This is a genomic window from Bacillus sp. EB106-08-02-XG196 (assembly GCF_013396335.1).
Classification (GTDB): domain Bacteria; phylum Bacillota; class Bacilli; order Bacillales; family Cytobacillaceae; genus Neobacillus.
Genome location: NZ_JABWSY010000001.1, coordinates 276,879 through 302,022, shown reverse-complemented (window position 1 = coordinate 302,022; position 25,144 = coordinate 276,879). Strand labels below are relative to the sequence as shown.

Annotated in this window: 25 protein-coding genes and 1 pseudogene; 20 read left to right on the top strand and 6 right to left on the bottom strand. The window is 37.6% G+C overall.

Going from position 1 to position 25,144, the window contains the following annotated elements; all coding sequences use genetic code 11:
- Window positions 1-2: 2 nt before the first annotated feature.
- From cpaB to MLOOGBEN_RS01430, 7 genes are all read left to right on the top strand, one after another.
- Window positions 3-617: a Flp pilus assembly protein CpaB gene (gene cpaB / locus MLOOGBEN_RS01460; RefSeq protein WP_179156480.1), complete on the top strand. Its 615-nt coding sequence runs from the start codon at window positions 3-5 to the stop codon at window positions 615-617.
- Window positions 617-1,804: a CpaE/TadZ family protein gene (locus tag MLOOGBEN_RS01455; RefSeq protein WP_256988830.1), complete on the top strand. Its 1,188-nt coding sequence runs from the start codon at window positions 617-619 to the stop codon at window positions 1,802-1,804. The genes cpaB and MLOOGBEN_RS01455 overlap by 1 nt, the downstream gene beginning before the upstream one ends.
- Window positions 1,805-1,814: 10 nt before the next feature.
- Entirely contained in the window at window positions 1,815-3,164 is a 1,350-nt protein-coding gene (locus MLOOGBEN_RS01450; protein WP_179156478.1) for a TadA family conjugal transfer-associated ATPase, read from the top strand.
- Window positions 3,161-4,123 carry a type II secretion system F family protein gene (locus MLOOGBEN_RS01445; protein ID WP_179156477.1) on the top strand — a complete coding sequence of 321 codons (963 nt, stop codon included), beginning with the start codon at window positions 3,161-3,163 and terminating at the stop codon, window positions 4,121-4,123. The genes MLOOGBEN_RS01450 and MLOOGBEN_RS01445 overlap by 4 nt, the downstream gene beginning before the upstream one ends.
- 1 nt (window position 4,124) lies before the next feature.
- Complete coding sequence (locus MLOOGBEN_RS01440; RefSeq protein ID WP_179156476.1) at window positions 4,125-5,057, top strand: type II secretion system F family protein; 933 nt, start codon at window positions 4,125-4,127, stop codon at window positions 5,055-5,057.
- 29 nt (window positions 5,058-5,086) lie between these two features.
- On the top strand, window positions 5,087-5,425 hold the full coding sequence (locus MLOOGBEN_RS01435; RefSeq protein ID WP_179156475.1) for a helix-turn-helix domain-containing protein: 339 nt from the start codon (window positions 5,087-5,089) through the stop codon (window positions 5,423-5,425).
- A gap of 323 nt (window positions 5,426-5,748) precedes the next feature.
- The gene (locus tag MLOOGBEN_RS01430; protein WP_179156474.1) at window positions 5,749-7,113 is read left to right on the top strand and encodes a glycosyltransferase family 2 protein; all 1,365 of its coding nucleotides are present in this window, start codon (window positions 5,749-5,751) and stop codon (window positions 7,111-7,113) included.
- Window positions 7,114-7,166: 53 nt separating this feature from the next.
- On the opposite strand, the gene MLOOGBEN_RS01425 is transcribed toward MLOOGBEN_RS01430, so the two are convergent.
- Both MLOOGBEN_RS01425 and MLOOGBEN_RS01420 read right to left on the bottom strand, forming a co-directional pair.
- Window positions 7,167-7,799 (bottom strand): DUF2085 domain-containing protein, encoded by a 633-nt coding sequence (locus MLOOGBEN_RS01425; RefSeq protein ID WP_179156473.1) that lies wholly within the window; start codon window positions 7,797-7,799, stop codon window positions 7,167-7,169.
- 64 nt (window positions 7,800-7,863) lie between these two features.
- Entirely contained in the window at window positions 7,864-8,082 is a 219-nt protein-coding gene (locus MLOOGBEN_RS01420) for a hypothetical protein (protein WP_179156472.1), read from the bottom strand.
- Window positions 8,083-8,309: 227 nt separating this feature from the next.
- Between MLOOGBEN_RS01420 and MLOOGBEN_RS01415 the strand changes: the two genes are divergently transcribed.
- The gene (locus MLOOGBEN_RS01415; RefSeq protein WP_179156471.1) at window positions 8,310-9,311 is read left to right on the top strand and encodes an AI-2E family transporter; all 1,002 of its coding nucleotides are present in this window, start codon (window positions 8,310-8,312) and stop codon (window positions 9,309-9,311) included.
- Window positions 9,312-9,323: 12 nt separating this feature from the next.
- Window positions 9,324-9,557, top strand: coding sequence for a group-specific protein (locus tag MLOOGBEN_RS01410; RefSeq protein ID WP_179156470.1), 234 nt, complete (start codon window positions 9,324-9,326; stop codon window positions 9,555-9,557).
- 37 nt (window positions 9,558-9,594) lie between these two features.
- On the opposite strand, the gene MLOOGBEN_RS01405 is transcribed toward MLOOGBEN_RS01410, so the two are convergent.
- Window positions 9,595-10,302 carry a DNA alkylation repair protein gene (locus MLOOGBEN_RS01405; RefSeq protein WP_179156469.1) on the bottom strand — a complete coding sequence of 236 codons (708 nt, stop codon included), beginning with the start codon at window positions 10,300-10,302 and terminating at the stop codon, window positions 9,595-9,597.
- Between the two features lie 164 nt (window positions 10,303-10,466).
- Between MLOOGBEN_RS01405 and MLOOGBEN_RS01400 the strand changes: the two genes are divergently transcribed.
- On the top strand, window positions 10,467-11,438 hold the full coding sequence (locus MLOOGBEN_RS01400; RefSeq protein WP_179156468.1) for a cation diffusion facilitator family transporter: 972 nt from the start codon (window positions 10,467-10,469) through the stop codon (window positions 11,436-11,438).
- Window positions 11,439-11,463: 25 nt separating this feature from the next.
- On the opposite strand, the gene MLOOGBEN_RS01395 is transcribed toward MLOOGBEN_RS01400, so the two are convergent.
- On the bottom strand, window positions 11,464-11,976 hold the full coding sequence (locus MLOOGBEN_RS01395; RefSeq protein ID WP_179156467.1) for an acyl-CoA thioesterase: 513 nt from the start codon (window positions 11,974-11,976) through the stop codon (window positions 11,464-11,466).
- 153 nt (window positions 11,977-12,129) lie between these two features.
- Here MLOOGBEN_RS01395 and nadE point away from each other — a divergent pair, with 153 nt between their 5' ends.
- The 6 genes from nadE to MLOOGBEN_RS01365 all read left to right on the top strand — a co-directional run bounded on the left by nadE (window position 12,130) and on the right by MLOOGBEN_RS01365 (window position 18,416).
- On the top strand, window positions 12,130-12,951 hold the full coding sequence (gene nadE / locus MLOOGBEN_RS01390; protein ID WP_179156854.1) for an ammonia-dependent NAD(+) synthetase: 822 nt from the start codon (window positions 12,130-12,132) through the stop codon (window positions 12,949-12,951).
- A gap of 252 nt (window positions 12,952-13,203) precedes the next feature.
- A complete protein-coding gene (locus tag MLOOGBEN_RS01385) occupies window positions 13,204-14,403 on the top strand; it encodes a membrane-associated sensor domain-containing protein (protein WP_179156466.1) in 1,200 nt (399 codons plus the stop codon).
- A gap of 174 nt (window positions 14,404-14,577) precedes the next feature.
- Window positions 14,578-16,005, top strand: a complete 1,428-nt coding sequence (locus MLOOGBEN_RS01380) for an amino acid permease (RefSeq protein WP_179156465.1) — start codon at window positions 14,578-14,580, stop codon at window positions 16,003-16,005.
- 140 nt (window positions 16,006-16,145) lie between these two features.
- Window positions 16,146-16,979, top strand: coding sequence for an amino acid ABC transporter substrate-binding protein (locus tag MLOOGBEN_RS01375; RefSeq protein WP_179156464.1), 834 nt, complete (start codon window positions 16,146-16,148; stop codon window positions 16,977-16,979).
- Complete coding sequence (locus tag MLOOGBEN_RS01370; protein ID WP_179156463.1) at window positions 16,966-17,661, top strand: amino acid ABC transporter permease; 696 nt, start codon at window positions 16,966-16,968, stop codon at window positions 17,659-17,661. Before MLOOGBEN_RS01375 ends, MLOOGBEN_RS01370 begins: the two co-directional genes overlap by 14 nt.
- Before the next feature lie 20 nt (window positions 17,662-17,681).
- Entirely contained in the window at window positions 17,682-18,416 is a 735-nt protein-coding gene (locus MLOOGBEN_RS01365) for an amino acid ABC transporter ATP-binding protein (RefSeq protein ID WP_179156462.1), read from the top strand.
- A gap of 264 nt (window positions 18,417-18,680) precedes the next feature.
- Here the strand turns inward: MLOOGBEN_RS01365 and MLOOGBEN_RS01360 are convergent, their stop codons facing one another.
- Both MLOOGBEN_RS01360 and tnpA read right to left on the bottom strand, forming a co-directional pair.
- Window positions 18,681-20,096 carry a zinc ribbon domain-containing protein gene (locus MLOOGBEN_RS01360; RefSeq protein ID WP_179156461.1) on the bottom strand — a complete coding sequence of 472 codons (1,416 nt, stop codon included), beginning with the start codon at window positions 20,094-20,096 and terminating at the stop codon, window positions 18,681-18,683.
- 4 nt (window positions 20,097-20,100) lie between these two features.
- Window positions 20,101-20,482 (bottom strand): annotated as a pseudogene (tnpA, locus tag MLOOGBEN_RS01355) (IS200/IS605 family transposase); the annotation flags it as partial.
- 250 nt (window positions 20,483-20,732) lie between these two features.
- Here tnpA and MLOOGBEN_RS01350 point away from each other — a divergent pair.
- From MLOOGBEN_RS01350 to MLOOGBEN_RS01335, 4 genes are all read left to right on the top strand, one after another.
- Window positions 20,733-21,266 (top strand): NfeD family protein, encoded by a 534-nt coding sequence (locus tag MLOOGBEN_RS01350; RefSeq protein ID WP_179156460.1) that lies wholly within the window; start codon window positions 20,733-20,735, stop codon window positions 21,264-21,266.
- Between the two features lie 13 nt (window positions 21,267-21,279).
- Window positions 21,280-22,794, top strand: a complete 1,515-nt coding sequence (locus MLOOGBEN_RS01345; RefSeq protein WP_179156459.1) for a flotillin lipid rafts scaffold protein FloT — start codon at window positions 21,280-21,282, stop codon at window positions 22,792-22,794.
- Between the two features lie 280 nt (window positions 22,795-23,074).
- On the top strand, window positions 23,075-23,785 hold the full coding sequence (locus MLOOGBEN_RS01340; protein ID WP_179156458.1) for a response regulator transcription factor: 711 nt from the start codon (window positions 23,075-23,077) through the stop codon (window positions 23,783-23,785).
- The gene (locus MLOOGBEN_RS01335; protein WP_179156457.1) at window positions 23,763-25,139 is read left to right on the top strand and encodes a HAMP domain-containing sensor histidine kinase; all 1,377 of its coding nucleotides are present in this window, start codon (window positions 23,763-23,765) and stop codon (window positions 25,137-25,139) included. The genes MLOOGBEN_RS01340 and MLOOGBEN_RS01335 overlap by 23 nt, the downstream gene beginning before the upstream one ends.
- The last annotated feature ends 5 nt before the right edge of the window (window positions 25,140-25,144 follow it).

Sequence of the window (25,144 nt, the reverse complement as noted above, 5' to 3'; positions counted from 1 at the left end):
CTATGAATACGAAAAAAATTTGGATTATCTCAGTAGTATTAGGTCTGATAGTTGCATGCTTTGTTTACGTATCGGTATTTTCAAAAGAAAAAACTTCCTCTCCAGCCAGCATAGCGGTTGGGCAGGATGCTAAAGAGAAAAAAGATCAAAAATCTGAAAAGGAAAAAGAAAAACAGGCTGAAAAAGAACTAGCACTTTTAAGAGAATTCTCAAATCCAATTGAGGATGTAAGTACAGGTAAAAGGGCGATTTCGATAAAAGTAGAATCGCAGCAGGGAGTATCTGGGTTTATAACACCGAATTCAATGGTTGACGTCATTGCTTATGAAACTACTAAAGATGACGCAACAAAAAAGGAATTTAAATCTGCAATTCTAGTACTCGAAAATGTAAAAATTCTATCCTCAGGTAAATCATCAGACAACAAGGAAACTGCACTACAATATGAAACTGTTACTTTAGAAGTAACACCTGAACAAGGTGTAGTGATTAGTTTAGCTGCTCAAGATAAAGACGGCTTCTATCTAATGCTCCGAAATTCTAAAGACAATGAGACCGGTAAATCTGGTATCAAGCAAACAAGAGAAGTAATCAAAGGTGAGGGGACTGAGCAGTGATGAACAACATAAATTGGATTTATTTTTCTGATACAAAAACCACTCCTGGTGAACTTAAAACAATTTTAGAAAAGAACAATTTCCAATTAACTAAGACAAACCAATTAGAAAGGCTTCATCAACTCTTGATGGAGAATAATCATTCTGTTCTCTTTTTAAAAGCTGGATCGCTTTATAACGTTTATGAACTTTCTCAAGAAATTTCGGCACTATACCCGCATGCTTACATCATTCTAATTGTTCCTGAAAACATGGAAAACTTAAAAAGGGCGATGCAGATGGGAGCATCAGATACCTTACGCTCCTCCTATAGCGAGGAAGAACTTTCTGAGGCAGTTCTTCATGCAAGGAAATTTATGTTACATCGAGTCAAAATGGATCAAAATCATACTAATCTATCAAAAGCAGAAGGAAGAGTAATTGCAGTCTCCAGCCCAAAAGGAGGAATGGGGAGAACGGTTTTAACCATTAATCTCGCCGTTTCGTTTGCTAAGATGGGGAAAAAGGTTGCGATTATTGATGGTAATCTTCAGTTTGGTGAAGTCGCAATGTATTGCAACCTTAAGCCGAAAAGAACGATTTACGAGTGGGTCAAAGAAGGCTGTGGGCGGGATAATTATCCTATCAGCCAGTACATGACAAGTGGTGAGTTTGATGTCTCGATCCTAGCGGCACCGCTAAGACCTGAATTCTTTGAAGGAATTTCAGAGCAGCATATTAAAGCGGCCATCGAAGAAACGAAGAAGTATTTTGATATCGTTTTAATTGATATGCCGACATATTTATCCGAGATTCATTTGCGCTGTATTGATTTAGCAGATGAAATACTACTGCTGACTTCGAATGAACTTTCGGTTTTACGGTTAAGTCAGCTTTATCTTGAAACTTTAGAGACTATTAATCTAAAAAACAAAGTTAAGCCAATTTTGAATAGGTATCAAAAGGGTCAGGGCCTTGAGGTTAAAAAAATTGAAGAAATCTTTGGATTAAATGTTTATCACATCCTCCCCGACCAGGCACCTGTTGTATTGGCTTCCATTAATGCTGGTTATCCGTATATCTTGTCTAATTCACGCAGCCAGATTGGAAAGTCGGTTTTAAAGCTGTCAGAGGCACTGTTTGTAGAAAACAAAGATGCGATAGTAGAGGTAAAAAAAGATAAACGTTGGTATCTACTGCGGAAGTGAGGCGAAGGATATGTCACTTTTTAAACGATTTATTGAGGAAAATAGCACAATAATAAATACCAAATCGTCCCAAGAAGTTCCAGTTGTAGAGAAATCACAAGAGTTCTGGGATATTGAGGCTGACCTTCATAATTTCCTTTTGGAAGAATTGAAAAAATATCCTGGTCAAAATAAACAACAGGAAAATGAAAAATTAGAGGAATTAGCCGAGAACTTTTTTGAACAGGAAGGTACAAGGTTGACCTTTGAAGAGAAGAGGGATCTTCTTCATTATGTTAAAGACGAATTGCTTGCTTATGGGCCGATTACCCCTTTGTTGGAGAATCCTTTAGTCAGTGAGGTTATGGTTAATAGCTACAATGAGGTTTACTACGAGAAAAAAGGTAAGGTTTACCGAAGCAATGTAAATTTCATCGATAATCAGCATGTTATGCGAGTTATAGAGCGAATTGTTTCCCCTATTGGCCGCCGAGTGGATGAAAGTTCACCAATGGTTGACGCGCGTCTGCCTGATGGTTCACGTGTTAATGCGATTATTCCTCCGCTGGCACTTAAGGGACCAAGCTTAACCATCCGAAAGTTCTCTGAAACTCCATTTACTATTAAGGATATTATCGATTTTAAAACTTTGGATGAAAAAATGGCGGAATTTCTTGAGATTTGTGTGAAATCAAAGCTTAATGTTTTTATTAGCGGTGGGACTGGATCAGGTAAAACCTCGACACTAAATGTATTATCATCCTTTATTCCCAATGATGAACGGATTGTAACAATCGAAGATGCAGCCGAGCTTAAACTCGAACAGGAGCATATCGTTTCACTTGAATCCCGTCCGCCGAACATTGAGGGTAAGGGACAAATTACGATCCGTGATTTAGTTCGAAATGCACTTCGGATGCGTCCTGATCGAATCGTAGTCGGTGAGGTTCGAGGAGCAGAGGCTTTGGATATGCTTCAAGCAATGAACACCGGTCATGACGGCAGCTTAAGTACAGGTCACGCAAATTCTCCGCGTGACATCCTTTCACGCTTGGAGACCATGGTGTTAATGGCAGGATATGAACTTCCGGTAAAAGCCATCCGTGAACAGATTGCGAATGCGATTGATTTAATTGTCCATCAGTCAAGGATGAAGGATGGGACACGAAAGATTACCCATATAACGGAAGTACTAGGGTTGGAAGGGGAAACGATTGTTCTTCAAGAACTTTTTGTTTTTAAGGAAACACGTCATTCTATTGATGGCCGAATTGAGGGTAAATTCATAAGTACCGGTATTCGTCCCAAGTTCACCGAGCAGCTTGAGATAAATGGTTATCAGCTGCCTTCATCATGGTTTATTGGGGAGTGGGAAAAATGAAAACAGCGATAACAATTCTGCTGCTATTTATTGCCGTTAGCGGTACTATATTTCTCTTTCTAGTAACCTATGCTGAAAAGCGAAGGATCAAACAACGTATAAACGAGTTTTTGCCTTCTCCAGAGCAAATAGAAGTATCGAGCGGACGCGAAAAGAAACCATCTGTCAGTAACCAGTTAGTATATAAAATTGCAGCTATGTTTAAAAACGTTCAATTTAATGAAGGTACAGTAAAGCTGTTGCTTGAAGCAGGAAGTAAATTGAAACCAGAGGATTTTTTTGCGCTTAGGCTTCTTGTAGCTGCCAGCATTGGTTTATTAGGATTAATTCTAGACTTACCATGGTATTTCAATGCGTTTGTGGTAATCATTGGATTTGCAGTTCCTAAAATCATCATGAAACGAAAAAGAAAGAAACGCTTGGCCTTTGTAAACTATCAATTGATTGAAGTGTTAGGAATGATGGCAAACTCCATGCGAGCAGGCTTTAGCTTTATGCAGGCAATGCAGCTGGTTGGAAAAGAGATTCCCGATCCACTGGGACCTGAATTTGAGCGAGTAATTCGCCAGGCAGGATTAGGTGTTCCTTTGGAGGAGGTTTTCGATGAAATGGAGAAACGCCTGCCAAATAAGGAACTGGAAGTAGTCATCAGGGCTATTCTTGCTCAAAGAAGGAGCGGAGGAAACCTAGCTGAGTTGCTTGAAACAATGGAAGAAACCATTAGAGGCAGGGTTAGAATACTGGAAGAACTAAACACTTTGACCGCACAGGGCAGAATGTCATCTTGGATTATTACTTTACTGCCGGTTGGTCTTGGATTGTATTTAGCATTAGTAAACCGTGAATATTTTTCACCCATGCTGGAGCATCCATTAGGATGGATGATGCTGTTCGTTGCTTCAGTTTCTATCATCATTGGCTGGGTGGTTATTCAGAAAATCATCCGAATCGAGGTGTAATATGCTGGATATTATACTACTATTTTTACTCGCTGGATTTTCAACTACACTTATAGCAGCTTTTATGCTTACCATATTCAAAAAACAAATAGCCTTCAATGAACGGGTAAATAAATTTTTTGCTGAACCATTAAAAAAGCAAAAAGATGATTCAATAGAACAAAAGAATAAGAAAAGTATAAAAAAGTCTATCGATATCTATTGGAGCAAAGGAACAGAAATGTTAAGTAAAAGGGTTTCAAAAGACGAGAGGAAAAAATTAGACATGCTCCTTAGGGACGCTGGCAATCCTTTTAAATCAGCTATCGATTTCAGGCTTTTCCAATTTGTCCTAAGTGCTGGATTATGTTTACCTGTATTTTTCCTTATTCTTCCGAGCTCAGATAACAAAATGTTAACCTGGATGATGATGTTGACGTTAGCGATGTTAGGGTTTCGACTCCCAATCTTTTATCTTGGAAAGAAAAAGACAGCTAGAATTAAAGAGATAAATGTTTCTATGCCGGATTTCTTTGATACTGTAAATCTATTATTAGAGGCTGGGATGGGGTTAGATTTAGCTCTGCTTGAAGTCTCGAAAAAGATTAAAGGACCGTTAGCTGATGAGTTTTTTCAAACATTAGAGGATATGAAGCTAGGTAAATCGAGAAGAGAGGCCTTTTATGCTCTTCGGAAACGTGTACCATCCGATTCCTTTCAAAGCGTCATCACTTCATTAATCCAGGCAGACCAGCTCGGAATCGGAATGGCAAAGGTTCTAGGCAATTTAACTGTAAGAATTCGGGAACAACGTCGTGAAGCTGCAAGGGAGCAGGCCATGAAAGCACCTGTTAAGATGTTATTTCCAATGGTATTTTTCATCTTCCCTTCATTATTTATTGTTATTCTAGGACCATTGGTAATTACGCTAATAACCAAAGGCCTCGGTGGGTAAGTTGAAAATTTACAACAAGGGGTGATTCGATGGACGGATATAAACTCAAAGCGTTGAGGATAGAAAAGGGAATGTCTTTAAGTAAGTTAAGTGAACAGACCGGTATCTCAAAATCTTATTTAAGTTTAATAGAACGGAAAATTCAAAAGAACCCAAGTTTGGAGATACTCGGGAAGCTGGCAGAAACGTTTGGAGTGGCGGTAGAGGATTTGATTCGTATTGAAAAAGAGGAGTCAGGGCTATTCTGTAAAGGGTTATTACAGGTGAAAAGTAAACTTAAAGTCGAGATAGAATTGTCTGATGATCAATTAACCACTGAAAAATTAAACCAAATAAAAAAGTTAATTGATGCCATTATTACAAATTAATCTGGGGTTTAGTTAAAGTGAAAATTTTTTTTGCTTAATTGTTCTTTATATTGAATGTTTCGTTCAGTATAACCTAAAAGGCTATAGAGTCTATTTCTATCCTGTGTGGGAATTAGTTTTTTATGGCGAGTTTAATGGTCCAGAGCTTAATAAACTTGGACTGCATTAGATAGAGAAATAAATTATAACAATGAATTACATGCTTATAAAAAAGAGAATGTTAGTCTCGGGGGAATTGGCCAGGTAAACCAGATGAGAGTACCATTTTCCCAGCTGAATTTTCAATAGATTATGTAAAAATTTATCGTAAAGTAGGAGAGTAAATGGAAAATATATTTGAAATTTGGCCGCATTTAATTTTCATCATCTGTCTCATTTTTCCGATTTTCCATATGATTCATTCGCTGTTTATTCTAAGGAAAAACCCCTATTATCTAAAAACGGAGTTAAAATTATCAGAAAAACCATTGAGTATTTTAGTCCCTTGTTACAACGAGGAATCCATTATTGAAACAACCATTTTAGGGATTGAGGGTTTAAATTATAAGAATTATGAATACATCCTGATCAACGATGGTTCTACTGATCATTCATTTGAAATAATGGAAGAAATGTTAGATCTAGAGATTCAAAAAATGAGACCGAATAATTGTGATTTAGAGTTTGCTCCAATAAAAGGAATTTATAGATCGAAGAAAAACCCGAGGATTGTCGTAATTGATAAATTTAATGGGGGAAAAGCAGACTCACTTAATGCTGGAATAACCTATGCCTCCAACGATTTGGTTATTACCTTAGATGCGGATAGCATATTAGATGAAAAGGCTCTTTGTGTTATTAACAGAGCTTTTGAAGATACCAACTTAATAGCTGCGGGTGGAACCGTCCATGTTTTACAGGGTAGAAAGTTAAAAAATGGCTCTTTAAAACCAACATTAAAGGTCAAACCGATCGTGAAATTTCAAATCGCTGAATATTTACGCGGGTTCTATATTTATAAAGCGTCTCTAGCCAAGGCAGATGCTCTTTCTATTATATCTGGTGCTTTCGGTATTTTTAAAAGAGATGTTTTGATTAAAGTAGGTGGATATAGAAAAACGATTGGCGAAGATATCGATATTACCTTAAAGGTTCAACATTATAAAAATAAAAAAAACGATTTAAAAGTAGCCTATATTCCAGAAGCAATTTGTTATACGGAGGTTCCTGAAACATGGAAGGGGCTGTATGACCAGCGAATTAGGTGGCAAAAGGCGTTTATTGATTGCACTGTTCTTTATTTAAGAGAATTTCTGTTATCCGTTTTTAAGAGTCCTTTATCCTTTTTCTTTATGGTTGATGCATTATTTGTAGGTATTTTTTGCTCGTTTCTAACCGTATTAGGATTTTTGTCTATACTATTATTTTCGGGTAACCCAAGTGTAATTTTCCTCTTTGCCATCATTACCGGTTTATCAAATTTACTCTATAATTTTGTGGCTATTGTTATTTCTTATTATTATCAAAATAGTTTTTCTTATAAAGAATTTCTAAATCTTTTAGTTGTGATCATTTTTGATATATTCATCTTCAGGTTTTTTACATTATTCTGTACGTTAAATGGAACCGTACAATACTTTATTAACAAAGAAGGATGGAACAAAGTCGCTAGAACTGGCAGACAATATCATATTGAACAGGAAGGGTAATTTTTTTAGGTGAAGTTGTTCTTTATAATGAATAATTAATCCTTTATAGAATTTTATATGGTTATCCAAGAATGCATGACAGAAAGTAACGAGAGAAAAGCCAGACTGGTAAATACTGAAAGAGCCAATTTTAATGTACGGCTGCGGATTGATGAAAAAAGAAATGAAGCACATAAACTGAACCATACAATGATTGTGAAAATAATGATGCCATTAAGAAGGTCGGACGGAAGGTTGCCCCAATAAAATAATCCACCCAAGAGACAGCTTAAGAGAAGCGGTAGATAAAAATCCCTACTCTCGTTTAGAACCGGTTGGCATTTATGATCCAGTGCTTGTTTCGATAGCAGCGGGTAAATAAAATAAGGCAGGACGAAACCAAATAAAGTCCCCGTAACCAACCTCCTGACATTCGTCGATTCAAATACGTTTAAATATGAACCGAGTCCATCAATTATTAATGGAACCAGAAACAACAAAAGTAAAAAGCTTACTTTAATAGAAGGAATCGTAATACTTTGTTTCCGTTTTGAAAAATGCAAATAAATAAGTGTAGAAAAAATACCAATATAGATCCCAGTATCTCTTGCGCAAACCGCAAGAACCTCACCGGACACTGTCAGCGATCGCTCTTCTAATTGATGGCATATCGCCCGACCAAAAAAATGCAGAATTTCATGCAGCACCATTATCACTCCTATATTCAAAAAACCCAATTCAATCTATAGAATTGGGTTTTTTACCTGGAATTTAATACGTCATAAAGGCCGGAATAATAGACAATGCAGAAGCGGCAAACCAGCAGATACAACTAAGGACTATCGCGGCTATACCAATAATTAAACAAGTTTTACCAACGGCTTTTTTGTCTATATCCTGATCATTCATCCAAACTATCCCTAAAATGATTCCAACTACAGGTATGAAAAAAGACAAGATGTATAAGAGTGCTCTGTGACCTCCTGACAAAATTCAATCCCCTCCAATTATAATGAGATAAATCACGCTCTTTGAATATGTATGAGAAGGGATTGGATATTTTGCCTGTCCAGCTATTAGAAATTTCCTCTGGGTCTTTCGAATGAATCTTTTTTATAAAAGATTCAGACTTAAAAGTAACAATCAGATACTTATTTGTTATAATAAAGTTAATACATAGTTATTAGGACATAAAAAATGGGGTTTGGTAAATTAATATGATAAATAATCTACTTAAAAGCAGCGGTTTTAAAAGGATTTCTATTTTTGTCTTACTGGCACTGGTTCTTTATGGACTAAAAGATATGATCAATTTGATTTTATTTACGTTTATCTTCACATTTCTAATGGATCGGCTGGTTATTTTCTTATCAAGAAAAATTCCACTAAATCGGAAAATCCTTGTTGTAGCTTCCTATACTACAATTGTAGGTTTCCTCTCCTATGGTCTTGTGAAATACTTACCAATGATCATTGGCGAAATAACAGCATTAATAAAACAAATCACTGCATTTTATACCAAAGAACACGATAACATCATATTAAATTATTTGGTCAGCCGTCTTGAGGAAATCCAGATTTCAAATTATTTGGAGAGAGGTTTTACCTTTGTAATTTCCTATTTTACTGATATTAGTACATTTAGCCTGCAAATATTAATTGCTCTTTTAATGAGTTTGTTTTTCTTACTAGAAAAACCTCGTTTAATAGAATTTACAAAAAAATTCAAAACAAGTAAGGTTGCGTCTATTTACGCAGAAATAGAATTTTTCTCTGGAAAATTTGTTGGTACATTCGGCAAAGTAATTGAAGCACAATTAATCATTGCAGTGGTTAACTGTGTACTAACAACCATTGCCCTTTGGATATTTGGATTTCCGCAGTTAGGTGGACTTTCCATTATGATTTTCTTCTTAGGATTGATTCCTGTTGCCGGAGTGATCATTTCTCTTATTCCGCTGGTCATCATAGGGTATAGTATTGGTGGAATCATGACAGTCCTATATGTTTTTATTGCAATTATGATTATCCATGCCATCGAGGCATATATTTTAAATCCAAATTTAATGTCTTCAAAAACAAATTTGCCTGTTTTCTATACATTCCTCGTCTTAATTTTTTCTGAACACTTTTTTGGAGTTTGGGGCTTAATAATAGGTATACCGGTATTTGTTTTCATCTTGGATGTATTAGAAGTAACAGATAATAAGAAAGTATAGAAGGTGATCCTTATGAGCGAATGCAAACTGGACCATACGAAGGAAGATGTAAGAGATAAATATGAATCACAAGCAGCATTTCTTCCAGAAGACGTGAAGCCATTATTTAATCAATTTTTTTCCGAGGAGCATACTCAGGACCTATTAAATGAAGTGTTTCATCTGTTGAAAAAATATGATTTAGCTTCAGAAGAAGAAAGAAGTGCGAGAAATAACAAACTACTCTTAGTATTGAAAAACGTATGAAAAAAGTGAAACCCCCACGTCGATGGGGGTTTTCACTTTAGCAAATGGCCGTTTTCTTCTTTATACCTATTTTATCCTTTTGGATAATTTTGTTAATATAGTGTGTTGCTAATGGAACTTTACACGCTGTGTTCCCGACATTGACGTGAACCTTGCCAATCTTTTCGGCCACGTTGAGTGCTTCTTCCTGCAAACCGCTAACATAGGCTGCAGCACCAATGACAAAGGTATTCATCACATATCGGACACGGTTTCGCTCCTCGTGGATTGTCGTTTCGACTTGATGCAGCCGGGTGCGAATTTCTTCTAAATCCAACTTTTCATCAGGTGTTATTGAAATATAGTTTGTATATGTATTCCAGCCGCTAACAGCTACCATTTCTTCCTCTGAATCCATCCATTCACGGGCCAGTTCAAGCGCATAATTACTTTCTGAGGCAACGCCTGCGACCGTGTATTCAGCCGGCATATACCAATAGGCTTTCTTCACCCAATCCTGCAATGTTTCTTTCGTCATTACTTTCGGATTAACGGAAAGTCCAGCCAAGTACATCGCATCATGATTCCCCGTATCATAAAGTGCCAAGGCAAGTTCATGGTCTTTTTTCACATCTTTAACAAGTTTCTTTAGGTCCCCTATTTTAACTCCAAAGAAAGGTTCCTTTACCCCGTGGTTCATATAGATTTTTTTCGTTTGCTCTGACCCTAATTCCTCAAGCTTACTCATTATTCCTTCTAATTTCATTCCCATTCCTCCTCAAAATCAGTATATCCCTTTGTATTCCTTATTCAACCAGCAATTTTACCGATTGGGAAAAATTCACTAAATAGGAAGGGAGCTGTTTTCATGAAATGGGCTTTTTTTGAAAATAGTAAGGGTATCTAAATGCATGAGGAAGTAGGGGTATAATGGGAGAATTATTTAAATTATTACGAAAAGGTAATAAATCTGCATTGATTGCAGCCATCGTTAACACGATCATTTCGATTGCTAAAGGTGTTGCCTATATGTTTACGGGAAACGTCGCGATGTTTGCGGAAACGATGCATAGTCTAGGAGATGCGGCAAACCAGTTTTTTGTGTTTATCGGATCAGCCTTAAGTAAGAAGTCACCTACTGACCGTTTTCCTAATGGCTTTGGTCGATTGGTTAACTTAGTTTTACTAGGGGCTGTATTAATCGTTGGGATAATGGCGTTTGAGACCATCCAAGAAGGTTATCATCATATCCTGCATCCAGCTGAATCAGAAGGGTTCTTAATTAATGTAGGCGTACTGGCATTCGCTCTCATCCTTGAGATATACGTTCTCTATAAGGCAATGAAGGAAGTTATGCATGAGGTCGGAGAACCGGCAAGTGGTCCGAGTGTTATTTTTAAAAGTTTTGCCCATCTCGGCAGAGCTAAGCCAGCAACAAAGCTTGTGTTCATGGAAGATCTAGTCGCGACAAGCGGAGGCTTACTTGCTATTATCGCTGTCGTGATTGCCCATTTTACGCATATTCATTGGATTGAGGGGGCTGCTTCAATTCTTATTGGTTTAATGATGTTCTTTGTTGTCGGCCGAGTCTTTTTGGATAATGCTGCGGGTGTTCTTGGCAGGGCAGATGAGGAAATGGAAGAGAAGATTGGTCAATTAGTGATGTCTGACCCTGATGTTAAAGATATCCAAGACCTTGCTGTCATTAAAGAAGGGGAAGATTTACATGTGGAATTGGAAATTGAGATTGACCCTAGTCTCACGATAGCCGCTGCAGATGATATAAAAGATCGCTTACAGGAGAAAATCATGGCGGAAAAAGGCGTCGTCGATGTTACGATTGAGTTTGATGAAGAAGATGAGGTTATGACGTGGAAAAGTGACTCTACAGAGAAAAAGTGAAGATAGGCTAGCTAAGAGCCTATCTTCATTCCCAAGGTTTTTCAGTTGTGAAATAACTTGCCAGTTCCTTACTGTTTTTACGATGTTCTTTCCGTTTTTCAGCTCTACCTTTTCCTGTTTCAAACAGCTTTTTTTCTTCTTTCGTTTCGGGAATAATCTCAGGAACCTTTGATGGTTTTCCATCTTCATCCAAAGCAACAAAGGTTAAAAAAGCAGTAGCAGCAATTTTTCGATTACCTGTCATTAAATTCTCTGCAATTACTTTGACGAAAACCTCCATTGAACTGGTCCCAGTCCAGGTAACGAAAGATTCAATACATATAGAGTCCTGTTGAGTAATCGGACTTAAAAAATCAACAGAATCTGTTGAGGCGGTAACAACTTCTTTTCTTGCATGTCGTACAGCCGAAATGGAGGCAATCATGTCCATGTCACTCATTAACTTGCCCCCAAATAACGTATTATGATTGTTTACATCATTCGGAAAAATTCTGCCCGTCCTAACTACTCTTGTTTCATTACACGTTTTTGAATCCATATGTATCCTCCGAATCCTAAGATGAATTTATTTTTAGCTGTAATCGTATCATATAATCATTCAGGTTGAAATAATATTGCAGTCAGATTTAAGGCGAATGATCATTACGTATGATAAATTACTATATGTATACATAGAATGGAGGTTCGGATGATAACCATGCAAAGAGAAATTATTCAGACATTAAATGTGAAACCTGAGATTAATCCTAAGGAAGAGATAAGAAAGCGAATTGACTTCTTAAAAAGATATTTAGTAAAAACAAAGGCAGAGGGATACGTTTTAGGAATTAGCGGTGGCCAGGATTCAACGCTTGCGGGACGGCTTGTTCAGCTCGCGGTTGAAGAACTTCGCCAAGATGGTAAAGATGCTTTATTTATTGCTGTTCGTCTGCCTTATGGGGTACAGAGAGATGAAGACGACGCAGTCCGAGCAATGAAATTCATCTCCGCAGACCGTGAGTACACGTATAATATTCAAGAGGCAGTGGATGCTGTTCAATCAGAGTATAATGCTGCTAATCCAGCAGAACCATTAAGTGATTATCATAAAGGCAATGTGAAGGCAAGATTGAGAATGATTGCTCAATATGCTTTTGGTGGGATGGAAGGCCTGCTCGTTATTGGCACGGACCATGCGGCGGAGGCGGTTACAGGTTTCTTTACAAAACATGGTGACGGTGGAGCGGATGTACTGCCTTTAAGCGGATTAACGAAGCGCCAGGGTAAAGCACTGCTTAAAGAGCTAGGTGCAGAAGAAAGTCTCTATCTGAAAGTGCCAACTGCTGATTTGCTCGATCAGAAGCCAGGTCAAGCCGATGAAACAGAACTAGGGATTTCATATGATGACATCGATGATTACCTCGAAGGAAAAATTGTTTCACAAGAAATAGCTGAAAAAATTGAAAAACGCTATCTTGTAACTGAACATAAGCGTCACCTTCCAGCAACAATGTTTGACCAATGGTGGAAATGAAAAAAGGGGATTATCCCCCTTTTTTTGAATCTAGCAAGACAATCCGCTAGAAGGTAAAAAGCAACCTTCTCGCCGGGTCGTCTTATGCCTGTCGCCCCTGGGAAAAATTGAACTGCATTTTTCTTTGGGCAAGGTGTTTCCGCCTTTTGTTTTTGAAAAATTCATAAAACTGATATAATTTGGCCGATTTATTTTTCCACACCTCTTTTATAATTAGATTTAATCAAATCATTGTAAAAGGATGTGAAAAATATGAGATCAAAGATGACGGAAACTAAATTCCTATTTTATTCGGTAAGTGCCATTTTTCTGCTGATGTTGGTTCGTATTTTCATATCACAAACTTATACCATTTATGACCCCAAAAACTATGTAGGCATGCACTCAATGTTAGAGATAATTTGTATTGCTATTTCTATAACTATCTTTCTATATGGACTGAAAAAGTTCAGCGCAACTAGATCCCTTCGTTTACTGCTTTTATCATTTACCTTTTTAACAATAGGAATAATTGATTTATTCCATACCCTTTCATACAAGGGAATGCCTTTTTTTATAACAGAGAGCTCTATTCAAAAGGCAACCTGGTTTTGGATTACGGCCAGGGTCATTCAATCGATATTAATGTTAACTATAATTCTTCTTCCTGATAAGAAAGTAAAGAAAGATTATCGTTTTGTATCCGTCACCCTGGGGTTATTACTTACAGGCGCCGTAGGATATATTATTATTGCTTATGAGAAAGTTCTCCCCTTGCTTGTGATTGAAGGTAAAGGTACTACCTTATTAAAAAATGGTATGGAGTACGGTGTAAGTTTTATACTACTTATCTCATTGATGGTTGCCTTATATCAATATTATCTAGACAAAAAGGAAGACAAATTATTTTTCAGTTTGGCTTTTGTCTTTTTGCTTCTTACCGAATTAATTTTTACAATCTATCAAAGTGTTTTTGATCTTGATAACTTCTTAGGTCATATTTATAAGGTCTTTGGTTTTTACTTTATTTTAAAAGGGTTTTATTTTTCTGAATATGTTAATGAAAAGAAATCCAATGAACAAATTTCGATGTCGGATCATCCAGGCTTATTTTTTACGCTGAGGGAGATTGGAAAACAGTTTGTTTGTACGCATATTGATGGTGCATTGCTTAACGGAGTTCCCTCTTCTCAAAAAGACTTGGCGGGAGTACCGATTTCGAAAATCCTGCCAGCACTGGATGGATCCTTAAATGACTATTGTCATCTAGCTAAGAAACTTCAAGAAAGTGTCACCTTTGAAATACAATTTCAGGATAAATTATTATTGATTTCCTTAAAACCAACTGTTGACGAAATTGGCCAAGATGTTATACTAGGAACGGCGATGGATATGTCGGGAGTATTTCCCCGAAGGTTCAATTCAAAGCAGATTGAGCAAGAAGAAAATAAAAATGTCAAAATAGTAATGTAATCATATCAAAGGATTACCTTGCTATTTTTTTTATTGTTTTGGTATTCTGTATGTTATATTTTCCATTGACTATGGTGATAGAGGCACTTAATATTATTACGTTAATATAATAATTTTTCACTTTTGAAGTTGATTATAAATTATGCACCTTAAAGCTAGATAGGGGGTTACATCTTGGGGAATTCAAATAAGTTAGGTTTTTGGGTTTTAACTGCACTTGTTGTTGGTAACATGGTCGGTTCAGGTATATTCATGCTTCCGCGGTCTTTATCAGAAGCTGCCAGCCCTGCTGGAGTTATGTTGGCATGGTTATTTACTGGAATAGGTGTGTTAATGATTGCACTTGTATTCGGAAACCTAGCCATCCGGAAACCGAATCTGACAGGTGGACCACAAATATATGCAAAAGAACTATTTAAACCTGGGTCTCAAGGTTCTGTATTATCAGGATTTATGGCTTCTTGGGGTTACTGGATTGGAAACGTAGCTGGAAATGTTGCGATTATTACTACGTTTGCTGGATATTTATCAACCTTCTTTCCTGTTTTAACGAGTCAGGCTGACTGGTTCACGATTGGCGGATATACATTGAAGGTTGGTAATGGGTTAACCTTTATTGTTTGCTCCATTCTCTTATGGGGTACGCATTTTATCATTTTACGCGGATTAGAAAGTGCTGGAAAATTAAATTTTGCAGCAACTGCAGCAAAGATTACGGGATTTTTACTATTTATCCTTGTTGGACTATTTGCCTTCGATAAAGCAAATATATTACCTATGGTTGAAACTAGATTAGGGGATTCAGGAGAAACATTTGGTTTAATGTCACAAGTGAACAATGCGGCACTAGTAACTTTATGGGCTTTCTGCGGGTTGGAGTCAGCTGTAGTTTTTGCGTCACGTGCGAAAAGGAAAATTGATGTAAAGAGAGCAACGATTGTTGGACTTTTTATCGCTCTTGGTATTTATATTGGGATAAGCACACTTGTCATGGGGATGTTAGACCAAAATACACTTATTAACTCGGAAAAGCCATTGATTGATGCGATTCAAACCGTTTTAGGACCGATTGGCGGGAAGGTATTAGCCGCTATTGGTTTAGTCAGCTTATTTGGTTCCACGATTGGCTGGGTTATGTTAAGTGCTGAAGTGCCTTATCAAGCGGCAAAGCAAGGATTATTCCTTCCGGCTTTCTTAAAAGAAAACAAAAAGGGCCTCCCTATCTTTTCACTTGTATTAACAAACGGAATCGCTCAAATTTTTATTTTCTCAACCGTATCTAAATCGATTTCAGGGGCTTTTGATTTTATTATTATCATTGCAACGTTAGCCTATTTAGTTCCTTATTTTATTGCTTCTGTTTATCAGTTGAAATTAGTGATGAAGGGTGAGACCTATGTTAATACCAAATCCAGAGTTATAGATGGGATTATTGCTTTAGTTGCCACCATCTACTCTGTTTGGGTGATCATATCTGGAACATCTGATTTAAAGACCTTTATTTTAGGGATTGTCCTTCTATCAAGTGGAATCTTTTTTTATGGTCCGCTTAAGAAAAAGCGTGCTAAAGAAGAGGAACAAAAAGAATTACTATCTGCATAACCATTGCACCTGTCTAGTTTTACTTAAAGGGTTTCCTTTAAGTAAAACTGACAGGTGTTTTACATTTTAATGAGTAAAAAGGGAACGATAATGTTAAGGAGTATTTGTATGGTCTAGAACATATATAGGAGGTAACCGACATGAAGAAACTTTTGGTTTTATTTGCACTTTTACTCAGCATCCTTTTGCTCATGTCAGCATGTGGCAATGATGATGAGGCGAAGAAAGATGATAAAGAAAATAATAAAACAGCAGAAAAGGCTGATGATGAAGATTTACTTGCAAAGGTTAAGGATGAAGGCAAGCTGCTCATCGGGACAGAGGGTACATATGCACCATTTACGTTTCATGATGAAAGTGGAAATCTTACCGGATTTGATGTTGAGATTGCAACAGAAGTTGCAAAACGTTTAGGGGTAGAGCCTGAGTTTAAAGAAACACAATGGGATGCCATATTTGCTGGCCTCGATGCAAAGCGATTCGATATGATTGCGAACCAGGTTGGAATTCGACCAGATCGACAGGAAAAATACTCTTTTTCTGATCCATATATTACTTCAGCTGCTGTTTTGATTACACACAAGGATAATGAAAAAGTAAAGGCTTTTGAAGACATAAAAGGCTTAAATTCAGCACAGTCCTTAACAAGTAACTATGGAGAAATGGCCAAAAAGCATGGTGCGAATTTAGTTAGCGTCGAAGGCTTTACCCAAGCTGTGGAACTACTTGCTTCCAAACGGGTTGATGTAACCATTAACGATCGGATTTCGTTTTTAGATTATACAAAGCAAAGACCTGATGCGCCAATAAAAATTGCCGCGACTAGTGAAGACGCATCCGTTAGCGGACTTATGTTTAGAAAAGATAGTGATACACTAGTTGCTGAGGTTAATAAAGCATTAACCGAAATGATAGAGGACGGCACCTACAAAAAAATCTCTGAGAAATGGTTTGGTGAAGATGTACTTAAATAGTATTTTTGCTGACCCAGAGAGAACGGCTCGACTAATTGACATAGCTCAAAGTTCCTTTCTGCCCCTTTTGAAAGGGGCTATTTTTTATACCATTCCGTTAACCATTATTACTTTTATCGTTGGTTTGATATTAGCGATATTAACTGCCTTGGCTCGAATTTCCCATGTTAAGATTTTTCAAATGATCGCAAGAATCTATGTTTCAGCTATCCGTGGGACTCCGCTATTGGTACAACTATTCATCATTTTTTATGGACTTCCAACAGTGGGAATTATTATTGATTCCTATTTAGCGGCAGTGATTGGTTTTTCTCTAAGTGTTGGAGCCTATACATCCGAAATTATTCGCGCAGCCATTCTTTCGACTCCAAAGGGACAGTGGGAGGCAGGCTATTCCATTGGAATGAGTTACTCTCAAGTGTTAAGAAGAATTATCCTGCCTCAGGCTGCAAGAGTTTCCATTCCGCCGCTTTCAAATTCTTTTATTAGTCTTGTGAAAGACACTTCCCTTGCATCTCTTGTACTTGTGTCTGAGATGTTTCGCAAAGCTCAAGAAATTGCAGCGAGCAATTATGAATTTTTACTGGTCTATTCTGAAGCTGCCCTGATCTATTGGGTCATTTGCTTTATCCTTTCCGTTATCCAGCAAGTTTTAGAAAAGAAACTAGACCGTTACGTGTAATAGAAGGGAGGGTCCTAACGTTGATTTCCATACAAGGATTATATAAGCAATTCGGAAAGTTAGAGGTTCTAAAAGGGATTGATTTAGAGGTAGATAAGGGCAATGTAGTAGTAGTGATTGGACCATCCGGCTCAGGAAAAACAACCATGCTTCGATGCTTAAATGTATTAGAAACACCAACGAAAGGCGTTATTTCGATCGAGAGCCAAACACTTGATTTCTCAGGTGCTGTACCGAAGAAAAACATTGCAGCCTTTCGCCGATTAACGGGTATGGTGTTTCAAAGCTATAACTTATTCCCTCATAAAACAGCTCTTGAAAATGTGATGGAGGGGCCTGTAATTGTAAAAAATGAGAATAAGGAAAGCGCTCGTAAAAAAGCCCAGACCTTATTAGAAAAGGTAGGGCTGGGGGATAAAATGGATTATTACCCTGTACAGCTCTCAGGGGGGCAGCAGCAAAGGGTAGGGATTGCAAGAGCATTGGCAATGGAGCCAGAGGTTATGCTGTTTGATGAACCGACTTCAGCTCTTGACCCTGAGCTGGTGGGTGAAGTGCTAAAAGTCATGAAGGACCTTGCCAATGAAGGGATGACGATGATTGTCGTAACACATGAAATGCGCTTTGCAAGAGAAGCTGCAGATGAGGTTATCTTTATGGATCAAGGTGTTGTGGTTGAAAGGAACAAACCAGAAGAAATATTCACCAATCCAAAAGAGGAACGGACAAGAAAATTTTTAAATAAGATTCAATAAGTGCTATGGCAAAACTGACGTTCTCCCATCCATAATGGAGGGGGTTCCACCTTCAATCAACCTAGGCTCTTCCCTCTTCTAGTATTCTATCTAGAAGAGGGACTTCACTTCGGTTTAAAAGGCTTCTACAGCCGAAATCGTTCTAATGCAAATAATCGAAACACGACTATTTACATGGGCTCGGATTCCCTTGCCTCTCACAACTTATTGACTGCTTCGGGGTACGTCTGCACCGAGAGATTTAACCTTCTAATCTCAAAGGATTTATAAACCAAATGTGGATATGAATTTTCTTACTGGCTTCATTTTTTTCAAATTCGTTACACAATCATTCAAAACAATGGAGAGTTGTTCCCAATCATTTTCCGCTACTTTTTTTGCTAAACGATTGTTTTTAGCTACATACCTTGCTAGAAAAGCACTGTACAAATCCCGTTGTGCCGTGACACCGCATTCGCAAATATGCCAGCGGTCTTTTAGTCTTTTTTTCTTTATTGCACCACAATGACAGGTCTGAGATAGCTTTGTGGAGTGGGTAGGGAATTCTCGGAATATTCCACCTTGTGCTACAACTTTTCGTTTTAACATTTTCATAAACATACTTGGAGCTTTTCTACCTATGCTTTTGCCAAACATTTTTTGAAATGCTTTATAGGAGAGTTTTTCTGTTTGAATGGAAGAGGCTAGTTGAAGGATTTGATTGGTATCTCGACCATGGAGATGTTTTCTAACTTCTTTTATCTTTCGTTCCAATTCTCTGAGTTCTGAACGAGTTTTTATGTAGTTTTTGGAGTTGATCCATTTCTTTTTCTCTTTTTTCACAACGCCATTGCTTTCATAATGATTTGGATTATTTGCTCGACGCTGTCGATCTAATTTGCGATTTTTTCTTCTTTTTTCTTTATCAAGAAAAACAACTTCCTGACAAAATTCCTTTAATTCAGCTTTTGATTCCCATACAATCGCAATGGTGGAAGGACCAACATCTAGTCCAATCATTTCCTGTCCTAAATTACATTTTCGATATGGATGTCCTTCCAAAACTAGTTGAACATAAAACCGATTTTTTCCCTTTACTTCCTTTTTAATCAACCGACAATATTTTATTCTTTGCTTTAAGGCGTGCTGCATCCATTGATCTTTAGGATCGATTAAGCATCTCATCGAGAGGCTTTTACCGACAAAAACATAACCATTAGAGTAGGTAAGAAATGTTTTGTTATTTTTTCCTTCTAAAGAAACATACTCACCTTTTCGTTTAAACCATACCTTTTTGGCTTTCTTAAAGGCCAACTTTTGAACAGCTTTAAAGGCTCTGGTAGCGATTTTTTGACAGATGTGCGTCCCTAAATGTTCGGTAATAAACTTTGAATCATTTTTCGTTTTGGTCCCGAAAGATTGAATGGAATAGTCGGTAAAACCATATGTATCATTCAGATGTTTGAAGTTCGTTCGACGTTTTTCAATATCCGCTTCCGAAGTTTTAGATAATTGAACCGTCTCCTTATACAATTCAGTAGATTGAATACCTCTAAGTCTCTTCAAACTTTCCCCTAAACAAGCATTGTAAAGTTGTCTTGCACAGTCTGACATCACCAAAAACTGCTTTTCTGCCTTCTTCTCCGTTTTTAGACGAATCGTCGCAATAAAAGAGGGTGTTCGATCTTTTGATGTTGACATGGCTTTACACTCCTTTTTGATTTTCTATGTACTGTTTTACTATATCAAGTGTGGTACCCACCAACAGTGTAAACAAAATAGCTATTCGTCTATAGGGAAGGGATTCTACTTTTTAACCATGGGAATTCGCTGCGGAGGTAACGAAAACTTCTTCCTTTCATCATACTTATTAATTTATTTATACCAAACTGGGGATCGCATTCTACCAGAAGATGGACATGATTGAACATAATCTCCATTTCAAGTATTTTAGAATGCGTCTCTTCTGCAACCTCAAATAAAATAAATTTAAGTCGTTCATCTACTCCATCTATCAATACACTTCTTCTATATTTAGGACACCAAACTACATGATACTTGCATGAATATACTACGTTACTATTACTTTAATAATGTATTAGACTTATCATATTATACTTATCATATCAAATGAATAAAACGAATACAACTGTTTTAGGAACATTCGTTCTATAAAAATATAACCTTACCGCATACATGAATGTAGGGGCTTGCGGTTGTATCTTTTTGGTCAAAGCTTTTTTTTTATTACTCGAGTAAAATTTTATTATAAATGTGAAACTTTTCCATTTATTGAATCGTATTAATGTTGAATACATAAGGAAGGGAGTGGTGCCGATGGAAGTATTCAATCTGCCATTAGAAACGATTTATTTATATGGATTAATTGGTTCAGGTATTTTAACCATTTTGTATGAATTCTTTGCAGACGTTGTTCATTTCGATGGACCAGATTTTCTTAATCCAGTTATTATCTTTGCGTTTGTCACTATTTTTTCGGCAAGCGGGTATTTATTTGAGAAGCTTACTGCATTACATTATCTAGCAATTTTAGGGATATCAGCTGTTATTGCCTTCATACTTGTTACTTTGTTAAATGTTTTTATTCTAATCCCATTGTCGAATGCCGAAGAATCACTGGTATACAAAGAAAGTGATTTAAGAGGCAGGATTGGAACCGTGATTACTGCGATTCCGACAGACGGTTATGGTGAAGTTATGATAGAAAGTATAAGCGGAAGAATTGCAAAACCAGCGACAAGCTTTGATCGTGTTCAGATTGATAATGGCACGAATGTGCTTGTGGTTGATATAAAAGATGGGGTGCTCCAAGTTAGCTCTCATCAAGAAATAGAGAAGTACTTACTATAGGGAGGTTGGCTATATGGAATTAAGTTTTTGGATTGTTATTGGGGTTGTTGCATTTATTTTAATCGCTTTAATTGGTGTTTTTATCACGAAGTATCGGACAGCTGGGCCGGATGAGGCACTGATTGTGACGGGAAGTTTCTTAGGAAACGGCAGTGTACATGTGGATGAATCAGGAAATAAAATTAAAATCATTCGCGGCGGCGGTAGCTTCATTCTACCGGTGTTTCAACAGGCAAAACCGCTTAGCCTGCTTTCAAGCAAGCTTGAGGTAACAACACCTGAAGTGTATACAGAGCAAGGTGTACCTGTTATGGCAGATGGTGTCGCAATCATAAAAATTGGCGGTTCAATTAGTGAAATCGCCACGGCTGCGGAACAATTCCTTGGAAAGGCGAAGGAAGATCGAGAAAATGAAGCAAAGGAAGTTCTTGAGGGACATTTACGCTCCATCCTCGGTTCGATGACAGTGGAGGAGATTTATAAAAACCGCGATAAATTCTCACAAGAGGTTCAAAGAGTCGCTTCACAGGATTTGGCGAAAATGGGATTAGTGATTGTTTCATTTACGATTAAAGATGTCCGCGATAAAAATGGATACTTAGATTCCCTTGGTAAACCTAGAATTGCCCAAGTTAAACGTGATGCTGATATTGCAACGGCTGAAGCTGATAAGGAAACTAGGATTAAAAGAGCAGAGGCAGCAAAGGAAGCAAAGCGTTCTGAATTAGAGCGTGCTACTGAAATTGCTGAAGCAGAAAAAATTAATCAGTTAAAAGTTGCAGAGTTCCGCCGTGAACAAGACAGTGCAAAAGCACGTGCTGACATGGCCTATGAATTGGAAAGTGCAAGGTCGAAGCAGGAAGTTACGGAGCAGGAAATGCAAATAAAAATTATTGAAAGACAGAAACAAATCGAATTAGAAGAAAAAGAAATTCTGCGCCGTGAACGTCAATACGATTCTGAAGTGAAGAAAAAAGCCGATGCGGATCGATACTCCGTTGAGCAGGCTGCAGCTGCAAATAAAGCTAAACAAATGGCAGATGCTGAAGCGAATAAATATCGTATTGAAGCAATGGCAAAAGCGGAGGCAGAACGTGTTCGCCTAGATGGTTTATCCAAAGCGGAGGCCCAAAAGGCACAAGGTACTGCAGAGGCAGAGATTATTCGTCTAAAAGGTTTGGCAGAAGCGGAAGCGAAGGAAAAGATTGCTGAAGCCTTCGAACAATTCGGTCAGGCCGCTATCTTAGACATGATCATGAAAATGCTTCCTGAATATGCGAAGCAAGTAGCCAGCCCGCTTGCTAATATTGATAAAATTACTGTAGTAGATACTGGTAGTTCAGGTGAGAATGGCGGAGCCAATAAAATTACCGGTTATGCAACAAATCTAATGGCCACTCTCCAAGAATCATTAAAAGCATCAAGTGGAATAGATGTAAAAGAACTAATCGAGAACTATTCAGGAAAAGGAAACGTAAAACGAAGCATCGAAGAACTCACAGACACAATCAAAAAAACCGAAGACTAAACAAAAAGGGTCCTTATCAGAAATTGATAATGGCCATTTTTATGCAAAAAAATAAGGGCTCCCGCGGGGGAACCCATATGTAAAAAAGAGAGATTAAAATTGGGAGGAGCAAGTTGGTTAATACCATGTATAAACCTTAGAGAATTAAGAACTCTTTCATTGCTACAGGTACATCTTATTGAGAAATATTGTAGATGTTATGAAGAAGTTGTGATGAATTTGTGAAGATGAAAAAAGCCATTCCCCAACATGATATATTATAGTTAAGGGAGTGAGAACGATGAAAATATTACTAGTTGATGATGAAAAAAGAATACTAGAAGTTCTCGAAGCCTACCTCGAAAGAGAAGGCTATGAAATTCATTGTGCTGATAATGGAATAGACGCCTTGAAAAAGGCTAAAACAATAAATCCAGATTTAATTGTACTAGATTTAATGCTGCCGGATATCTCCGGAGAAGAGGTATGCCGCTTAGTAAGAAAAGAATCAGATGTCCCCATTCTGATGCTGACGGCTAAGTCTGCGGAAGATGATCGCATAAACGGAATTGTTATGGGCGCGGATGATTATCTAACAAAGCCATTTAGCCCGCGGGAAGTAGTGGTAAGGGTTCAAGCTATCCTCAGAAGAGTAAAGAAAACAGAGAAAGTAGAGCGGATTGAATTCAATAATAAAAAACTGGCAATTGACCTCAGTAAAAAAGAAGTAACGGTTAAGGGTCAGGATGTTATTTTGACACCGATTGAATATAAACTGCTTACCAATATGGCACTTAATCCGGGAAGAGTATACAGCCGAATGGATTTACTCGAAAAAATCCAGGATGAAGGAATGTATTACGAGGGCTATGAGCGAAGCGTCGATACCCATATTAAAAACCTTCGAAAAAAAATCGAGTTGGATTCTAGGCAGCCGCTGTTTATCCTGACCGTATTTGGGATGGGGTACAAATTTGGAGGGGTACTAGATGTTTCAAACACTGCGGTCTAAAATTCTCTTTTATCTTCTACTTAGCTCGATGATTGGAATACTCTTTGTCAGCTTTTTTATGCAGTGGGGATTTGAAGAGAGTTTCAAGAATTATCTAGATCGTAACCGAGATAAGAAGATTGATAGAATCATCAATGAGATTGAAAAGGGCTATCAGAAAAATGGACATTTTACCAGGGACCCGGTTTTTGGTTTCCTCCATGAGCATGCAATGACCGATCAGCTTTATTTCGATTTGTATGATAACCGTGGTCAATTGCAAATGGGGACCTCAAATATTGTTGGTTACTTGAATAGCCTAGGGTTGACCGAACCCGAGCCTAATGAAGAGGAGTGGCATTCTTCCTCCTATACTCTGAGAGTAGACAATAAAGTGATTGGTAAACTTGAAGCAATTTACCCTGTAGGCTTAATTGATGATGAGTACAATTTTTTACAAACGATTCAGTTATACATTTATGCTGCTGTTTGTTTAACAATCTTGTTATCGATTCTATTTAGTATGTTATTTTCTAAAAAACTAACCTCTGGATTAAATAAAGTTTCTTTTGCAGCAAATGAACTGCAGCAGCATAATCTATCGATTAGGATTCCGTTAACTGGTTTACCCACAGAGGTTAAACAGCTTGCGATTTCGTTTAATAATCTAGCAGAATCCTTGGCAAAGGGTGAAATGTTAAGAAAACAATTTACTGGGGATTTAGCTCATGAACTCCGGACACCGCTTGCCACGTTAAGAAGTCAAATTGAGGCCTACCAGGATGGGATATGGGAGCCAACACCTGCACGATTACAATCAAGTCATGAAGAGCTCATGCGATTAGTTAGGCTGGTGAATGAGCTTGAGAAGCTGCTTGCAGCCGAAAATCCACAAATTAGATTGGAAAAAGTAGAGGTAGAGGCAGGTAATGTTCTTTTAGCATTATGGGAAATGTTTTTACCACTGTTTAAACAAAAGGGTGTACAGCTTCATATCGAAGAGCCCGAAAAGGAACTGCTTTTCCCTGCAGACAAGGACCGTTTAATGCAAATCCTCTCCAACGTGTTGAATAATGCTCTAAAATATACGCCAGAAGGAAAGAATGTAACCATATCCATTTTAACTGAAAAAGAGGGGTATGTTGGTTTCAAAATCGAGGATGAGGGATCCGGTATGGCAGAGGATGATATTCCGCATATCTTTGAACGCTTTTATCGCGGCGATAAATCACGAGATCGAAAAACAGGCGGAGCCGGAATTGGCCTTTCAATTGTAAAAGCATTAATGGAAGCGCATAAAGGGATCATTAAAGTTAAAAGCAGAAAAAACAAGGGTACAAGTATCATTCTTTGGTTTCCGGAGGAAGACGATTAAAATAG

What these genes read in the sequence shown, in the direction of transcription:
- cpaB (WP_179156480.1), top strand. Translation starts at nt 3, where the DNA reads ATGAATACGAAAAAAATTTGGATTATCTCAGTAGTATTAGGTCTGATA.
- MLOOGBEN_RS01455 (WP_256988830.1), top strand. Translation starts at nt 617, where the DNA reads ATGAACAACATAAATTGGATTTATTTTTCTGATACAAAAACCACTCCT.
- MLOOGBEN_RS01450 (WP_179156478.1), top strand. Translation starts at nt 1,815, where the DNA reads ATGTCACTTTTTAAACGATTTATTGAGGAAAATAGCACAATAATAAAT.
- MLOOGBEN_RS01445 (WP_179156477.1), top strand. Translation starts at nt 3,161, where the DNA reads ATGAAAACAGCGATAACAATTCTGCTGCTATTTATTGCCGTTAGCGGT.
- MLOOGBEN_RS01440 (WP_179156476.1), top strand. Translation starts at nt 4,125, where the DNA reads ATGCTGGATATTATACTACTATTTTTACTCGCTGGATTTTCAACTACA.
- MLOOGBEN_RS01435 (WP_179156475.1), top strand. Translation starts at nt 5,087, where the DNA reads ATGGACGGATATAAACTCAAAGCGTTGAGGATAGAAAAGGGAATGTCT.
- MLOOGBEN_RS01430 (WP_179156474.1), top strand. Translation starts at nt 5,749, where the DNA reads ATGGAAAATATATTTGAAATTTGGCCGCATTTAATTTTCATCATCTGT.
- MLOOGBEN_RS01415 (WP_179156471.1), top strand. Translation starts at nt 8,310, where the DNA reads ATGATAAATAATCTACTTAAAAGCAGCGGTTTTAAAAGGATTTCTATT.
- MLOOGBEN_RS01410 (WP_179156470.1), top strand. Translation starts at nt 9,324, where the DNA reads ATGAGCGAATGCAAACTGGACCATACGAAGGAAGATGTAAGAGATAAA.
- MLOOGBEN_RS01405 (WP_179156469.1), bottom strand. Translation starts at nt 10,302, where the DNA reads ATGAAATTAGAAGGAATAATGAGTAAGCTTGAGGAATTAGGGTCAGAG.
- MLOOGBEN_RS01400 (WP_179156468.1), top strand. Translation starts at nt 10,467, where the DNA reads ATGGGAGAATTATTTAAATTATTACGAAAAGGTAATAAATCTGCATTG.
- MLOOGBEN_RS01395 (WP_179156467.1), bottom strand. Translation starts at nt 11,976, where the DNA reads ATGGATTCAAAAACGTGTAATGAAACAAGAGTAGTTAGGACGGGCAGA.
- MLOOGBEN_RS01385 (WP_179156466.1), top strand. Translation starts at nt 13,204, where the DNA reads ATGAGATCAAAGATGACGGAAACTAAATTCCTATTTTATTCGGTAAGT.
- MLOOGBEN_RS01375 (WP_179156464.1), top strand. Translation starts at nt 16,146, where the DNA reads ATGAAGAAACTTTTGGTTTTATTTGCACTTTTACTCAGCATCCTTTTG.
- MLOOGBEN_RS01370 (WP_179156463.1), top strand. Translation starts at nt 16,966, where the DNA reads ATGTACTTAAATAGTATTTTTGCTGACCCAGAGAGAACGGCTCGACTA.
- MLOOGBEN_RS01360 (WP_179156461.1), bottom strand. Translation starts at nt 20,096, where the DNA reads ATGTCAACATCAAAAGATCGAACACCCTCTTTTATTGCGACGATTCGT.
- MLOOGBEN_RS01350 (WP_179156460.1), top strand. Translation starts at nt 20,733, where the DNA reads ATGGAAGTATTCAATCTGCCATTAGAAACGATTTATTTATATGGATTA.
- MLOOGBEN_RS01345 (WP_179156459.1), top strand. Translation starts at nt 21,280, where the DNA reads ATGGAATTAAGTTTTTGGATTGTTATTGGGGTTGTTGCATTTATTTTA.
- MLOOGBEN_RS01340 (WP_179156458.1), top strand. Translation starts at nt 23,075, where the DNA reads ATGAAAATATTACTAGTTGATGATGAAAAAAGAATACTAGAAGTTCTC.
- MLOOGBEN_RS01335 (WP_179156457.1), top strand. Translation starts at nt 23,763, where the DNA reads ATGTTTCAAACACTGCGGTCTAAAATTCTCTTTTATCTTCTACTTAGC.